Source organism: Pseudomonas sp. SM4 (genome assembly GCF_051913165.1).
In the GTDB taxonomy this organism is placed as follows: domain Bacteria; phylum Pseudomonadota; class Gammaproteobacteria; order Pseudomonadales; family Pseudomonadaceae; genus Aquipseudomonas.
The window spans coordinates 240,536-255,139 of sequence record NZ_JBODOE010000001.1; the positions used below are offsets into that span (position 1 = coordinate 240,536).

A 14,604-nucleotide genomic window follows, 5' to 3' on the forward strand; every position below is an offset into this window, starting at 1 on the left:
GGCAGCAGGCCTCTTAGAGATCGTCCATCCAGTTGGTTTTCGGTTTCTGGTCGGCGAGGAATTCTTCCAGCGTGTGATCCTGCTCGATGCCCGGCATTTTCGGCGCCGAATGCGCGGTAGGCACGGCTGACGGTTCCTCGGTGCTCGCAGTCTGCGGCATCAGGTTGACGCCGAAATGATCATTGCCCGTTGGCTTTTTGCCGGGCGTCGGCGAGGTCACGGCAATGATCGTCGCCTGCTCCGGGCGCCGCATCGGCATGACCACACTGGTGTCGGCGTTGAGGTAACTGGCCATCGTCGCCAGGGTCAGGCCAACGAACGGCGAAGCCGAGCCGGTGTCGCCCAAGCGCTGAGTGAGGTCGTAGCTCTCGCGCGAATCGAGCAGATCCAGCGGGCTGTGGGCGGCAGTGAGCGCCGGCAGCAACTCCGCCAGCGGCGTGGTGTTCGCGCCGCCGTCAAAGAACACCCGCGCTGGTTTCTGCACGAGCCCGTCGGTGGCGTCTTTCCAGCCAGCGGCGAGTTTGGCGGTCAGCGCGTCACGCTTGAGGCGTTCGCCATTGTCTGGCCGCAGCAGCGACACGGTGACCGGCCGATGCAGCTTGGCCAGCACCGGCTGCGCATCCCATTGCTCGAACGCACGCTGGGTCCAGGGTTGCGGAATGAACGTCGATGGCTGGAACTCCACGGCGGGTTTGCTCGCGCCCCAACCGGTGAATTCCGGGTCGATTTTGTTCTCGTTGACCTTGGCAAATTGCGCGTAGTAACGCAGCCATTCGACGCGTTCGGGACGCCCGACCACCATGGCGACCATGGCGTCGGTGAGTTCGCCCGGCTTGCGTGGGCCGGGCCCGCCAATCAGCGGCGCCTTTTTCGCCGACAGCGCGAACGACATGCTGAAGCCTTCGACGTTGTAGACCAGCACAGCGGGGAGGTCAGGGTTCTGTTCGAACAGGTTGAAGAGGTTTTCCACCAGATCTTCCGGGGTGTCGCTGCAGACCACGCCATCTTGCAGATTGCGCACGCGATGCCAGTGCAGGCCCGCTTCCGTGCGGTAACTGTTGACCATGCCCGAGAGCATTTCCCGGGTTCTTTGCGGGGCGTAACGCAGGTTCGGTGTGTCGGGATTCCAGCCACGCACGACCGTGAGGGTCGGGATCGGCCACTTCTCGACGAAGTCGCGCAAGCCCAGTTCCAGCGCATCAGCCTTGCGCTTGTCATAGGCGAGGTCTTTGGCGTCGCCATCCACCGGATACTGTTTCGGGTCGGTGGGCAGAATGCTGCCGACGTGGAGGGCTTCGGTCTGTTTCGCATTCTGTTCCTGCAAGGCTTTCCAGGCCTGGCCCTGACGGAACACGTCGAGGCTCAGGCCAATGGCGAGGACATCCAGCGTGTCCAGACGCGGCGAGGTGGCAGGGGCGCGGTAACGGGCATCAACAGGCATGGTGGCGGCCTCCTTGGCCGAGGTATAGGCAGTCACGGGTGAGGCCGCGCTGGCAAAGCAACGGCTGGCCGTCGATGGATGTGCAGCCGCGTGGACCAGAGGGCTGGTCAGGAGCAGGCCGGTGCAAAACAAACGAGCAATATCAAAGCGCATCAAGGGGCTCCACCAAAACGCACGGGTTCGCCATTTCTGAGTTCGGTCCGGGTCTGGGTCGCCACCAGGCTCGGCATGTTGTCGCTGATGGCGGGTAACGCGCCGGTCTTGCGATACGCCACGGTAGCGTCAATCAACTCGCGGTTCTTACCGTCCTCCTCCTGATAGTGCTGATCCACGGAGTCGTCCGGATCTTCATTCTCTGCCTGAAATTGCGCGTTGGCGCCGCCATCGGTCTTGGCCCAGTCCAGCCGCCAATCCGCCACCCGACACAGATACGCATAGAACGACGCTTCATCCACGCATTCGCCGGCCCCGATCGCCACGTCATAGGCCAGCACCTGGCGGCTGTGTTCAGGGTTGTTGGGGATGGATGAGTGGAAAGACATCGCCAGCGAGTATTCCTCGCCTTGCAGGCGGATACGTGCCTGATAAGGCGTTTCCCCACGCGTGACGAGGACCTTGCCGTTGCCTTGAGCCCGAGCGGCAAACACATGGGCGCAGTCCGAGGCTTCCTTGCCCTCGTTACGGGCCTTTTCGACGCTCTTGATGTCTTGCCCGTATTTGAAGGCCTGGGCTTCTTCCATGGTCTCCGCTTCGGCGTAACGTGGGTTGTCCGGCTCCCAGCCGCCATTGGCCACGCCGATCGCGGCATCGACGGGATCGAGTTTGTCCTTGACCTGGTAGACCCCGCTTTTGGAGTCTTCCCCGGGGGCGGTAACGACACCATCGTTGGCAAAGTTCACGTCGCCTGGCACCGGCAATGGAGGCGCGGTCAAGATTACGCTGGCGCCCTTGTCGAGGCTGCCATTGGGGATCCGGTCCATGAAGCCCAGGCCGGTGTCTTCCCAGGGCTGCTCGCTGTCCTGACGCAACAGGTAGACGTATGGAGGAACGTGTTTGCCGACGAGTTCTTTCTCGCCGTTACGTTTGCGTACGGTAAAGACCCGTTGGTGGAAACGTTGCGGAAGAATCTTGCGCGCTGGCTGGCCATCGACTTCTTCGCCGATCCCCTGCCAACCGATACCCTGGACGTTCTTGAGGCCAACCGTCTGATCCTGAGGGGTGAAATAGAGAAAGGTGCTGCCGCGATTGTCGCGCTCGTTGAAGGTGATCTTTTCTCCGCGGATCGTGGTTTGACACGCGGCCGTGCCCGTCCAGCCAGGCCCGCCAATCGCTCCGTAGCCCTGCTTGTTTTTCAGGGCGACGCCCGACAGCGCCGGCACCGGATTAGGGCTGCCGGCGATGAATTGCAAGATGCCGTTGAGCGTGGCGATGCGCGCTCCGGTCGTCTGTTGCCCACCCCACTTCTGGACCTTGTCCATGTTCGGCTGGAACAGGCTGTAGGGCGAGTTGAACATGACCACGCCGTCTGCCGGTTTGGCATTGTCCTCCTTGAGGAACGCGTGGGCCAACAGTGTCAGCAGCGTGCCCTGACTGTGGCCAACCACGTTGATCGTATCGTTTGGATGACGTTTGTGAATGATCTTGATCAACATCGCCAGGCGCATGGCGGCCAGCACCATGTAACGCCGACCGGCGGCTGAAAACAGCGGGTGAGTCAGCTTGCCGCCGATTTTGTCGAGCGAGATGAAGCCGAGCAGCATGCCGTTGAAACCCTTGCCCCACATGTCGGGCAGGTTGGTGGTGGCGTTGGCGAACTGGCCGCCTTCCTTGGTGCCGGCCTTGTCCAGACGGTTGCCGTCACGGTCCAGCCACTGACCGTGCGCTTCGGTTTTCTGAATGAAGGCTTCTTCCTCGCGAAATCCCCAATAGAACGGTACCACCACACTGCGTGGCTGGCTGCCGTTGCTGGAGGCGCCGGCCTTGCGGCGGAAGTACACGGCATCGGGGTTATTGGCCTTGCCGCCATCATCGCCGGGCGCGGTGTAGCTGGCCGGCAACAGGTAGCCCGGGTTGTTCGCGCCGTTGGGGAAAGTGCGCGGCATATCGAGGCGTTCGTTCAGCCCCTCGCACAGACCCTGCTCGATACGTGCGTAGCAACCCGCGAGGTCGTTGACGCCGTGCACGAGGATCGTCACACAGGGCTTCGGTGGCGGCGGAATCAGGTGGATGTCGCCACCGCTGGGCATGGTGATCGATTGGCTGGAAGCGATCTTTTTCGGCTGGGTAGGATCAGTCATCGCCCATTTCCTCCTTGAAAATTCCATTGGTCTCGACGCGTGCGGGCACGGTCATGACGGATTGGTCCGCGCCTATTGGCGCTGCGCCTCAAATACGAAGGGATCACCCTGATTCGGGAAGTGCAGCAGGTACTGCGCCACCGGGTTTTTCGCGTTGGGTACCCGGTAATTCACTTGCAGCCCGGTCGGGTTGTTTTCCAACTCTGCCCCCAGGTAGGTGTTTTCCGGATAGCTGAACTGATTGCCGGGCGCCTTGCGAATGGCCGAGCACGAGGAGAAAAGTCGCGGTAACGCGTAGAGATGCTGGCCGTGTACCAGCAATACCTGGGGGTAGCGACTACCGTAGCCACTGCTGACGTAATGCAACTCCAGGCACGTTGAGGCGCCTTGACGCCAGGTCGTTGCGCTAGCCACGTTTTCCGGGTCGATGGGGTCATCGACGGGCCATTGCGGCGAGGCGAAGTTGACCGCCTCGCGCAGCGGCCAACGTTGTTTGCCGACCGTCAGCGCTTCTCCGTCCAAGACAATGACGGGGGTGCCTTTGGGCGGGTCGAGCTTCAGTCCGTCGGGCGCGCTCCACTGCGCATCCTCAAAACGTTCAAACACCGGGCGCATGGCGTTGGCCCACAGGCAATGCCTTGGCGATTCCGAGCAGGGCATGGCAAGTTCGCTGCCGGGCCCGGCAAACAGGTTTTCGCCCAACGATTGATAGAACGCACGGTAATCGGTGAACTGTACCGGAGCGGCCTGCGCCAGAAGGGGCAGGCTCGCAGCGAGAAACAGGCTCAGACAACGGGTGACTTTGCTCATCGATGCCCCTTGGCGCCGGATGCCTTGATGTACTCCGGATTGGTGGTCCAGAAGATCGTTTTGCCGATGGCAGCAGTGGACAGGTATTTGTAGGTATAACGACCCCGCTCACGGGTATTTACCATCGTGTTGGTCTTTTTGTTGAACTGGGTCCAATAGGTGATTTTCTCCGGCTTCGTGACTTGCGCCACACCAAAGATGTTGTGCGAGGGGGAGCCGTAGTGGAACCCGGAAGAATGGCGGGGGTTGGTCGACTGTTTGATATCGACACCGTCCCACCAATACGCGCCGTTGGAGGGATCATTGCCGCGCTGGGCGAGCGCATCCCGTGCACTCTCTACGGCCGAGCGCATGTTCGGGTCGGCATTGATGGCCGCTTCCGAAGCCGCCATGAGTTGGTTGTAGCGGACATTGTTGCCCTTCGTGGCAACGACGTAGCCGCTGCCGGCCTCCCTGAGCAGGCTGTCGACATCGGCAAGCTCCCAGGCGCGCATGCGGTTGGTCACCGTAAAGCAAATGCCGCGCACTTCCTGCGGGTTGTTGTCCGTCGAGGCTTCGCCGTATCCGATGGCCGCGAGCTTGCGCACCTGTGGCGTGATGAGATCAGGCATTTTGGTTGTCCTTCACCGGCCACGATTCCAGTTCCAGTTGCAGGTCGGCAGGAAATTCCGGCGTGCGCTCACCGGAACCCTCGGCCACGACTTCCCCGGCGGACATCACCTTGAAGTGGTGCGGCGCGGGGCCTCCCTGGTCGTCCTTGAATTCAAAAAACTGCACGATTTCCTCCGCCTCGTCAGCGGCACCAGCACCGGCCGCACTGGCGGCTGCCCCTGCGCCGCCTCCCGCCGCGCCTGCCGCTGCCGGGGCGGGCGGCTTGAGCATGGCGACGTTGGCAATGCTCATCACGTCTTTCTGCAACAACTGCGTGGCGCCCTGTGCGTCGGTCACGCCTTCGACCACTTCGCCATTGGACAGGGTGATTTTGTACGGCATGTTGGGCATCGCCGACGTCCCGTCAATCTGCTTGAGCATGAAACGCCGCTGGGTATCGCCGACTTTGAATTTCGGCAGCTCGGCCTCCAGGCTGGTCGCACCGAGCAGGCTGTGTTTGGCCGCTTTGACGATCAGGTTGCCGGGCATGCCCAGTTCGATATTGCCGCCCTTGAGGGTGATGTAGGCCCCGCCGCACATCAGGGTGATGTGCTCTTTGGCCGACACCAGCACGTGCTGGTTGCTGGCGCTGACTTCCACACTCTGATCCGCCTCCAGGCGGATATTGTTTTTCTGCGCCTGCAACAGCATCGCGCCCTGATGGGTGATCTGGCGCATTTCGCCGCTGTGGGCAAACATCCCCAGGTCGGTACCGGCATTGAGCACAAACTTCTGCCCCGAGGTCTGTTGCTGATTTTGCTGGGCAACGGTGTCGATATGCTCACCCGCCGCCACCGTGATGCTCTTGGGGGATGCCGCCGCGATGCCGGCTTCACCGCTCATGGCGATCGCCGGATTGCCACCGTTGGTCTTGCCCGACTCGTCGTTCGCACCGTTGCCCAGGTCGCGAACGGCATCGCTGAGGGTTTGCTGCGGTGCCTTGTCATGGCCGACACCCTGGTTGTCCTGGGCGTAGTCCCCCAAGTCCTTGGCCAGTTTCAACGCCGCTTCCAGTACCTGGATGACCGAGCCGCGATTGAGGTGACCGCCGCTGGCGTTCATTTGCTCCTCGGTACTGAGCAGCAGCCCCTTGGCTGCCCGCAGCGCACCGTGCTCATCGGTGCGCAACTCGAAACCCTCGCCGCGCGGCTCACCGCCGCTCGGCCGCGGATGCGTCAGGTAACCCAGATGCAATGCGGTGCTGCCGTGATCACTCATCAAGGCGGCACTGATCTGCTTGGTGGTGTCGTCAATGCGCAGTTCGTTGGCCCGAGTGCCCTTGTATTCCTTGCTTTTGATAGTGCTGAGAATCTTGTGATTGGGCAGTTGGTAGGGCGGCATGTTCGTCGCCCGGTACGTGCGACCGGTGATGATCGGCTGATCGCAGTCGCCGTCGAGGTAATCGACGATGACCTCCTGGCCAATACGCGGAATCGCCATATGGCCCCAGTCCGCACCTGCCCAGTTCTGCGCCACACGCACCCAGCAGGAGCTGAATTCGTTGTTCTTGCCTTCCCTGTCCCAGGGGAACTGGACCTTTACCCGGCCGTATTCATCGGTGTAAATCTCTTCCCCGTCCGGCCCGGTCACCGTCGCAATCTGCGGCCCGTCGATAATCGGTTTGGGCATCGGCGGGGTGCGCCATTCGGTTTCTTCGGCAACGATTTCGGCGACGAAGTCATAGCTCACGCCGACATCCGCGCCGGCGGATTCTTCCTCCTGGCTGGCGTGCTGGATGCCCTTGTGGGTGATCCTCAGTGATCGCCACCAGCGATTGAAATCTTCCCGGGGATGGCCGCTGAGCTGAAAAGAGAACCCCGGGATCAGGCGCGGATCGTCGCCTTCGACAACGGCAATGCGCGCATCGCCACGGTGCCCGAGCAAGCGATTCTGGGTGAACGGTTTGCCGGCCGAGGTGACCTTGTAGCGACCCGGATAATCGTAGCGTTCATAGTTCGGCGTCTGATGTTGCAAGTCATCGCCGGTGAAATTCTGTTGCTGGTCGAAGGTCGGGCGCTTGAAGGTGTAGTCGCGTTGCGTCTGCTCGGCCGTGCGCACGTTCTCGGTGTAACTGAACGCGTAGAGCACGGGCTGCGTGGCGTCCGCCGCCGGTTCAGTGGTGTACAGCACCGGAGCGCCTTGAATGCGCTCCTGCACATAGAGTTTGTCGCCCTGAATCAGCGTGTGGGTGCTTTCGTTGCATTTGAAGAAATAGAACAAGCCTTCTTCACTGGAAAGCCGATCGAACAGGTACAGGTCGGTGTCGCCGACCTGAGTGCAGTATTCGCGCGGCAGATGCTCGCCGTTGATGTGTTGCTGATAGTCGAGGATGCCGTGTTCGCTGAGCACTGACTTGATGATGTCCGGGACGTTTTTCTGCTGAAAAATACGCCAGTTGGAACTCAGGGCGAGGCGGGCGAGATGCGGTTCGACCAAGGCGCGATAACGCGTGCGGCGAAAGCCGGTTTTGCCTTGAGTGAAGCTGGACACCAGCCCGTGGACATGGCGCACAGCCGTGCCGCCTTGCCAGATCGTGAGTAATGAGGGCTGATCGAGAACCTTGCCGAAATCGATGTTCGGGTTGTGGCTGGCCAACTCGATGGTGAGTCGGAACGGTTCACACACGGCTTCTTCCAGCGTGAACTCTACGACCTCGAACTCCATCTGCCCTGACAACACGGAAAACGTGAACTTCAAATCCCTTTGACGCATTGGACTGTTCCTTGGTCAGGTGAGAAAGAGGGCCCGCCCATCAACGCTGCAAGACATCCATCACATCGACCAGCAAGGCTGGTCGATGTGTGAAGCGATCAGCCGTAATTAAACGACTGGAGCACGCCAGTCATCGGAACCCGAAGTACCGGATACTTCGTGGGTCCAGGTGATTTTGCGGTAGGTGAACTGCACTTCTTCCAGGTGCGTGAAGTGCGCGTTGCCCGGGTCCTGGCAGTTGTGCATTTTGTTGTTGATGGCGACGATGATCGCGTCTTCCAGTTTGGTGGTGTAGTAGTGCTCTTGGGTGCCTTGAGCCGAAGTGCGGTACCACTGGATAACGATTTCGCTCATGCGCTCGCCCGAAGTCAGAGCAGCTTGCAGCAGCGGCGAAGCCTTGTCGTAGACCTTTGTGATCACAACTGGCTTGTGCACGCGTTGGCCGGTTGGCTGACCGGATTGCGGGTCACGCGGGATGATCACGTCGTGGGTAAAAGCCTGAACCATGACCTGGTCTTCGTGGCCTTCCTGAAAGGTGTTGCCAACCGAGTCGGCGGTGAACGCGCCGGCGGTGATCAGACCTTGTTTTTCGCCAGTGACCGACATGTACGCTGGTGTTGCCATGGGAATGCTCTCCTTGCTTGAAATGACACGTTAAACAGACACGATTGCCTGTCCGTGTAAGTTCTGAGATATCAACTTTCATGCCAGTGATTCGATAGTCATTTCGGATCAAGGATTTAAGTGAAGTACCTCATCCATGCAGATTAGTTGGACACGGAAAAACCGCGGAAAGTGCGCAAGAAGTTGCGCAGTACTGCGCAACTTCTTGCGCACTTGGCTGCAGGCCTTTGGCTGTAAGGCCTGTAGCGGTTTTCAGGGGTGTTTTATTACGGGCTGTTGCGCAACTTCTTGCGCATCATGGCTATATAGTGGCTATTAAAATTACAAGGAGGCTGAGGTACTAAAATCCGGAAGTTTTTCCCTTTTAGAGAAGTGATTTTTTTGTAGTGTCCGAGTTATCCCCAGCAAGCGATTTTGCCGAGAGCTGCCAACGGTAAATGCAGCGGCCGGTAAAAATACGCTGCCAGTGTGGATGAGTGATTCGGATCGCCGGACGTCCAGCTCGTCAGTGCGTCGGCATAGAGTCGACCTATGAGCTGGATTGTTAAACCGTATTTCCTTAATCTTGCCCCCCTCGATACGCTGCACCCAACTTTTTACAGGACTGTCGAGCTCACGCCTTCCCCAAGGTTATCCACAGTCCTTTTTTATTCTCGCCGGCAGTCCGGCGATCCGGGTCTGTTTTTCGGCCCGGTCAACAGGAGCAGGTCATGTCTGAAGTCCGTCATTCGCGAGTGATTATTCTCGGTTCCGGCCCTGCCGGTTACAGCGCTGCGGTATACGCGGCCCGTGCCAACCTCAAGCCACTGCTGATCACCGGCATGCAGGCTGGCGGTCAGCTGACCACCACCACCGAAGTCGACAACTGGCCGGGCGACGTCCATGGTCTGACCGGCCCAGTGCTGATGGAGCGCATGCGCGAGCACGCCGAGCGTTTTGAAACCGAGATCGTGTTTGATCACATCAACGCCGTCGACTTCGCTGCCAAGCCGTACACCCTGACCGGCGACAGCGCGACTTACACCTGCGACGCCCTGATCATCGCCACCGGCGCCAGCGCTCGCTACCTGGGCCTGCCGTCGGAAGAAACGTTCATGGGCAAAGGCGTTTCGGCCTGCGCGACCTGCGACGGTTTCTTCTATCGCAACAAGCCAGTGGCTGTGGTTGGCGGCGGCAACACTGCTGTTGAAGAGGCGCTGTACCTGGCCAACATCGCCAGCACCGTGACCCTGATCCACCGTCGCGAAACCTTCCGCGCCGAGAAGATCCTGATCGACAAGCTCAACGCTCGCGTCGCCGAAGGCAAGATCATCCTCAAGTTGAACGCCACTCTCGACGAAGTACTGGGCGACAACATGGGCGTGACCGGTGCGCGTCTGAAGAACAACGATGGCAGCTTCGACGAAATCACCGTTGACGGCGTGTTCATCGCCATCGGCCACACCCCGAACACTTCGCTGTTCGAAGGCCAGTTGAGCCTCAAAGACGGTTATCTGGTGGTGCAGGGCGGCCGTGACGGCAACGCTACCGCGACCAGCGTTGAAGGCATCTTCGCCGCCGGTGACGTGGCTGACCACGTTTACCGCCAGGCCATCACCTCGGCCGGCGCCGGTTGCATGGCGGCACTCGACACCGAGCGTTACCTGGATGGTCTGCAGAACGCTTCGTTCTAAGATCGCAGGCACAAAAAAACCGGCTTCGGCCGGTTTTTTTTTATGAGAGTCAAAAGATCGCAGCCTTCGGCAGCTCCTACATTGATCCCATGTAGGAGCTGCCGAAGGCTGCGATCTTTTGATCTTGATCAGCGGCGGGTCAGGGGCTGTGCGGTGAACTTCACGCCAGCCAGACCATGTTTGATCAAAGCACGAATATTGCCGTGATCGCTGCCCTCAGGCGCCGCCACCACCGAGCGATAATGCTCGCCAAACGCCAGCAGCGCTTCTTCGTCGCTCAGCCCCTCCAGCAGCGCCAGACCCAGGGTCTTGCACGAACCTTCGTTCTGCCCGGCGGCGTTTTCCACGCCACCGTTGTTGAAGGCCTGCGGCTGGTAGTCATAACCGGCGGCAATGAACGACAGAGTGTCGGCGAAAACGTGTTCGCCGCTTTTCAGGCCGGCGCGCAGGGTGTTCAGGTCACTCATGGGTTTTTCCTTTGGCGAACGCCGCTTGCTGGTCGGCGCTGGCTTCTTGCTGAAATTGGGCTTTCCACTCGGCGTACGGCATGCCGTAAACCACTTCGCGGGCGTCATCGAGGCTGACCTCGATCTGGCGCTCGTCGGCTTCGGCCTTGTACCACTTCGACAGGCAGTTGCGGCAGAACCCGGCGAGGTTCATCAGGTCGATGTTCTGCACGTCCTTGCGGCTGTCCAGGTGGGCGACCAGCCGGCGGAAGGCGGCGGCTTCGAGTTCGAGGCGTTGTTGCTCGTTCATGGAGGTCTCTTCGAGACAGCTTCAAGCGGCGAGCTTCAAGCTGCAAGTTTGGATTGTGGGTGGCGGTAGCTTAACGCTTGCAGTTCGAAGCTTGAAGCTCAGCGGCTTGCCGCGAGCGTGATCGAGACCGATTCGGCAAATCGCAGCGCATGCGGCTTGTCGACTTCGACTTCGGCGTACAGCACCGAACCGTTGCTCATCACCAGATCGAGCAACTCCTGCGTCAGGCGTTCAAGCAGCGCAAAGCGGTTGCCCTCGACGTGGGCGATGATCGCCTTGGTGATCGTGCGGTAGTTCAGCGCGTGATCAATGTCGTTGTCACGCACCGCTTCCTGGGCCGCATACAGAATGGTCAGGTTGATCAGCACATCCTGCTTGTTGAGGATCTCGTCCTCGTTGATCCCGATAAAGGTGCGCAAGCGCAAATCCTTGACCCGGATGCGCGCCATTCCCGGCTGAAGTTGTGGCATTTACTTGCTCCGTCCAATCAATTGCAGGAACTCCTGGCGGGTGTTGCTCGACTCGCGGAAGGCGCCGAGCATGACCGAGGTGTTCATCGTCGAATTCTGTTTTTCAACGCCGCGCATCATCATGCACATGTGTCTGGCTTCGATGACCACGGCGACGCCGGCAGCGTCGGTGACTTGTTGCACCGCGTCGGCAATTTGCCGGGTGAGGTTTTCCTGAATCTGCAGGCGTCGGGCGAACATGTCGACCAGCCGCGCGATTTTCGATAATCCCAGAACCTTGCCCGTCGGAATATAAGCCACATGGGCCTTGCCGATGAAGGGCAGCAGATGATGTTCGCACAATGAGTACAGTTCAATGTCAGCGACGATGATCATCTCGTCGCTGTCGGAGGCAAACAGTGCGCCATTGACGATCTCGTCGACGCTTTGCTCATAACCGTGACACAGGTATTGCATGGCCTTGGCCGCACGTACCGGGGTGTCGCGCAGTCCTTCACGCTCAGGATCTTCACCGAGGCCAATGAGGATCTCGCGGTAATTTTCGGGCAGGGAAAGTGGCATGCAACATCCTCGCGGGGCAGCGTTATTTGACGTGCCGTCCGCCGTTGACGGTCAGGGTCGTCCCGGTGACATAAGGGTTGTCGAGCAGATAGCGCAGGCTCTGATAGATCACTTCGCTGCCGGGTTCGATGCCCAGCGCGGATTTCGCCAGGGCCTTAGCGCGGTACGCCGCGTCGTCGTCGGGATTGAACAATAGCAGGGCCGGTGCGATGCCGTTGACCTTGATTGCCGGCGCATAGCGGGCGGCGAAGGACAGCGTCAGGCTGTCGAGCCCGGCTTTGCTGGCGCAATAACCGATGTGTTTGCTGCTGCCTTTGCGGGTGACGTCGTCGCTGATGTGGATGATGTCGGCCGGTGTCGAGCGTTGGAGCAAATCGGCGCAGTGCAGGTTGATCAGGTAGGGCGCGAGCATGTGCAGGTTGACCATGCGGGTGAAGGCTTCGGCCTCGCTGCCCGGCGTTTCGGCCAGCCACTCGGAGGCGTTGTGCACGATGGCACGCAGGCTGTCGGTATGGCTTTTCAGTTCGTCGATGAAGGCGAGAATCCCGGTTTCGCTGGCGAAGTCCGCGAACAGGCCGATGGCGCCCAGGTCTCGCAGCGTTTGCACGCCGGGGCGCTCAGTGCGGTAAGTGAAAATGACGCGATGGCCGTCTTCCAGCAAACGCTGTGCGCAATGCAGACCGACACGCTGGCCGGCGCCGGTGATGAGGATCGGGGCTGCGGAAGTGGACATGAACGGCTCGCATCGCGGGTGGAGCAAAAACTATAACAGCGACGCGCCTGAAAAGATCGCAGCCTGCGGCAGCTCCTACACTGGATTGCGTACATTCCTGTAGGAGCTGACGAGTGCAACGAGGCTGCGATCTTTCACCGATTCTGCGTAGAAGGTTCCGCCGGCAACCGTCGCACTGGAACGCTGTTCAACCAATTGGCCAGCAACCGCGTCGACAACGGAATAAAGAAGTAAACCATCAGTGGCGTCAGGCACAGCGTGCTGATAAAAACTCGCGGTAGCAGACTCATATCAGCGAGCAGCGGGCCGAGCACGAAGTTGAACAGCAGCGACACCGGGAAGAACGCCAGCCAGATCGCTACAGCCTGTTTCCAGCGTGGCGGCCGCTGACCGACCGCACCGAACCAGCCTTCGATGCCGCTGACCCGATGTTCCTTCGGGTGCGCAAACAGATCGCTGCCGCGATCCAGCCAGGCCGTGCGCGAAGCCGAATGCTCCCAGGCATGCAGGGTCTGTTCATCAACGAAGCGGAAGATGATTTGAAACTCGTTATCGCCGGGCGGCGGAGCGAGCACGCCAGAGCCGAGATAACCCTGGAAGTCGGTGGCCAGTTGCTCGCCTTCGCGCAGCCAGGCCATCAGATCCTGATAGCGGCCGTCGGCGACGCGACGCGCAACCATCAGCGTGACGGGGGAAGTAGACATTGTGTATCTCCGTATTGCTTATGCGTCGCTCCGGGTAGGGGCTTCGCCAGACGAAGGCCGGGGTGGTGGCCTGCGTTTTTACAAGCAAGGATTATTCCTGAATTTCGCGATTTAACCAGCGACTTTCGTCGCATTTCATCGCTTGAACCTGAAAGAGGCATTGCAGCTAGAATGGGATCCAACTCAATCAAATGGACATTGACCGCAATATGCCCGTCATGACGGACGCAAGCCCTGCTGCGCAGGTATCTGTTGCGCTCGAGCGCGAAGAACTCTTTCCGATACGCGAAGTGTCGCGACTGACCGGCGTCAACCCGGTCACGCTGCGTGCCTGGGAGCGACGCTATGGTTTGATTGAGCCGACACGCACCGAAAGTGGGCATCGGCTCTATTCCATGACCGATATCGAGCGTGTGCGCAGTATTGTCGAGTGGATCGACCGCGGCGTGGCCGTCAGCAAGGTCGGCAAGATTCTCGCCAAGACCGAGCCGTTGAAAGTCCTCGCGCACCTGATTCCCGATGATCTGGTGCAGGCCGATTACCTGCAATGGCAGCATCAGGTGCAGCGTGCGGTCAGCTCATTCGATGACCTTGAGCTCGATCGGGTTTACGGCCAGATTTTTTCTTCCTACTCACTACCCGTGGTGTTCCAGGACATTCTGCTGCCGTTGTGGCGGCAACTGCTGCAGCGCCAAGAGGCGTTCGGGCAAACCAGTGAATGGCTGTTCTTCGACGGCTATCTGCGAGCGCGAGTGTTGCAGCGCATCATCGCGTTACGCAGCGCGCAGCCGCGCAAGATCGTCGTCAGTGCGCTCGCCGGTCAGTGCCGAGAGCTGGAGTTGTTGGTGGCCGCGCTGTTTTTGAGCAGTAGCGAATCGGGTGTGCGAGTGTTGACCACGGGCCAGCCATTCGACGAACTGACGCTGGTTTGCGAAAAGATCAAACCGCAGGCGCTGGTGCTGTTTTCCAATCATGCCCCGACCGCCGAATTGCCGCGACGCTTGAATCGTTTGGCGCTGAGTCTGGATTGTCAGGTGTTGTTGGCCGGCGATGCCGCGGACCTGGCGCAGGACAGCCTGGCCGGGTCTTCGATCGGTTGCCTGGGCAATGAAGGCGCGACCATGCGTCAGCGCTTGTCGCAATTTCTCGCGGGGAAACTCGATACCTGAAAC

Annotated in this window: 14 protein-coding genes; 2 read left to right on the top strand and 12 right to left on the bottom strand. The window is 60.0% G+C overall.

Going from position 1 to position 14,604, the window contains the following annotated elements; genetic code table 11:
- Positions 1-13: 13 nt before the first annotated feature.
- From ACQ4MY_RS01070 to ACQ4MY_RS01095, 6 genes are all read right to left on the bottom strand, one after another.
- Entirely contained in the window at positions 14-1,594 is a 1,581-nt protein-coding gene (locus ACQ4MY_RS01070; RefSeq protein ID WP_440093245.1) for a type VI lipase adapter Tla3 domain-containing protein, read from the bottom strand.
- Positions 1,594-3,738 carry a T6SS effector phospholipase Tle3 domain-containing protein gene (locus ACQ4MY_RS01075; protein ID WP_440093247.1) on the bottom strand — a complete coding sequence of 715 codons (2,145 nt, stop codon included), beginning with the start codon at positions 3,736-3,738 and terminating at the stop codon, positions 1,594-1,596. Before ACQ4MY_RS01075 ends, ACQ4MY_RS01070 begins: the two co-directional genes overlap by 1 nt.
- 72 nt (positions 3,739-3,810) lie before the next feature.
- Positions 3,811-4,548 (bottom strand): hypothetical protein, encoded by a 738-nt coding sequence (locus tag ACQ4MY_RS01080; RefSeq protein WP_440093249.1) that lies wholly within the window; start codon positions 4,546-4,548, stop codon positions 3,811-3,813.
- On the bottom strand, positions 4,545-5,159 hold the full coding sequence (locus ACQ4MY_RS01085; protein ID WP_008085000.1) for a hypothetical protein: 615 nt from the start codon (positions 5,157-5,159) through the stop codon (positions 4,545-4,547). The genes ACQ4MY_RS01080 and ACQ4MY_RS01085 overlap by 4 nt, the downstream gene beginning before the upstream one ends.
- Positions 5,152-7,911: a type VI secretion system Vgr family protein gene (locus ACQ4MY_RS01090; protein WP_440093253.1), complete on the bottom strand. Its 2,760-nt coding sequence runs from the start codon at positions 7,909-7,911 to the stop codon at positions 5,152-5,154. Before ACQ4MY_RS01090 ends, ACQ4MY_RS01085 begins: the two co-directional genes overlap by 8 nt.
- Positions 7,912-8,019: 108 nt before the next feature.
- Entirely contained in the window at positions 8,020-8,535 is a 516-nt protein-coding gene (locus ACQ4MY_RS01095; RefSeq protein WP_008084998.1) for an Hcp family type VI secretion system effector, read from the bottom strand.
- Between the two features lie 710 nt (positions 8,536-9,245).
- Between ACQ4MY_RS01095 and trxB the strand changes: the two genes are divergently transcribed.
- On the top strand, positions 9,246-10,208 hold the full coding sequence (gene trxB / locus ACQ4MY_RS01100; protein ID WP_440093255.1) for a thioredoxin-disulfide reductase: 963 nt from the start codon (positions 9,246-9,248) through the stop codon (positions 10,206-10,208).
- Between the two features lie 128 nt (positions 10,209-10,336).
- Here trxB and ACQ4MY_RS01105 read toward each other — a convergent pair whose 3' ends face one another.
- The 6 genes from ACQ4MY_RS01105 to ACQ4MY_RS01130 all read right to left on the bottom strand — a co-directional run bounded on the left by ACQ4MY_RS01105 (position 10,337) and on the right by ACQ4MY_RS01130 (position 13,432).
- Complete coding sequence (locus ACQ4MY_RS01105; RefSeq protein WP_440093257.1) at positions 10,337-10,675, bottom strand: HopJ type III effector protein; 339 nt, start codon at positions 10,673-10,675, stop codon at positions 10,337-10,339.
- Positions 10,668-10,964 carry a DUF1244 domain-containing protein gene (locus ACQ4MY_RS01110; protein WP_158833161.1) on the bottom strand — a complete coding sequence of 99 codons (297 nt, stop codon included), beginning with the start codon at positions 10,962-10,964 and terminating at the stop codon, positions 10,668-10,670. Before ACQ4MY_RS01110 ends, ACQ4MY_RS01105 begins: the two co-directional genes overlap by 8 nt.
- Before the next feature lie 98 nt (positions 10,965-11,062).
- Positions 11,063-11,434 carry a dihydroneopterin triphosphate 2'-epimerase gene (gene folX, locus ACQ4MY_RS01115; protein WP_007914273.1) on the bottom strand — a complete coding sequence of 124 codons (372 nt, stop codon included), beginning with the start codon at positions 11,432-11,434 and terminating at the stop codon, positions 11,063-11,065.
- Positions 11,435-11,995 (bottom strand): GTP cyclohydrolase I FolE, encoded by a 561-nt coding sequence (gene folE / locus ACQ4MY_RS01120; protein WP_008084990.1) that lies wholly within the window; start codon positions 11,993-11,995, stop codon positions 11,435-11,437.
- A 22-nt stretch (positions 11,996-12,017) separates the two neighbouring features.
- Positions 12,018-12,728 carry a dihydromonapterin reductase gene (gene folM, locus ACQ4MY_RS01125; RefSeq protein ID WP_440093260.1) on the bottom strand — a complete coding sequence of 237 codons (711 nt, stop codon included), beginning with the start codon at positions 12,726-12,728 and terminating at the stop codon, positions 12,018-12,020.
- 134 nt (positions 12,729-12,862) lie between these two features.
- Positions 12,863-13,432, bottom strand: a complete 570-nt coding sequence (locus ACQ4MY_RS01130) for a hypothetical protein (protein WP_008084986.1) — start codon at positions 13,430-13,432, stop codon at positions 12,863-12,865.
- A gap of 209 nt (positions 13,433-13,641) precedes the next feature.
- Between ACQ4MY_RS01130 and ACQ4MY_RS01135 the strand changes: the two genes are divergently transcribed.
- Complete coding sequence (locus ACQ4MY_RS01135) at positions 13,642-14,601, top strand: MerR family transcriptional regulator (RefSeq protein WP_440093261.1); 960 nt, start codon at positions 13,642-13,644, stop codon at positions 14,599-14,601.
- Positions 14,602-14,604 lie beyond the last annotated feature (3 nt).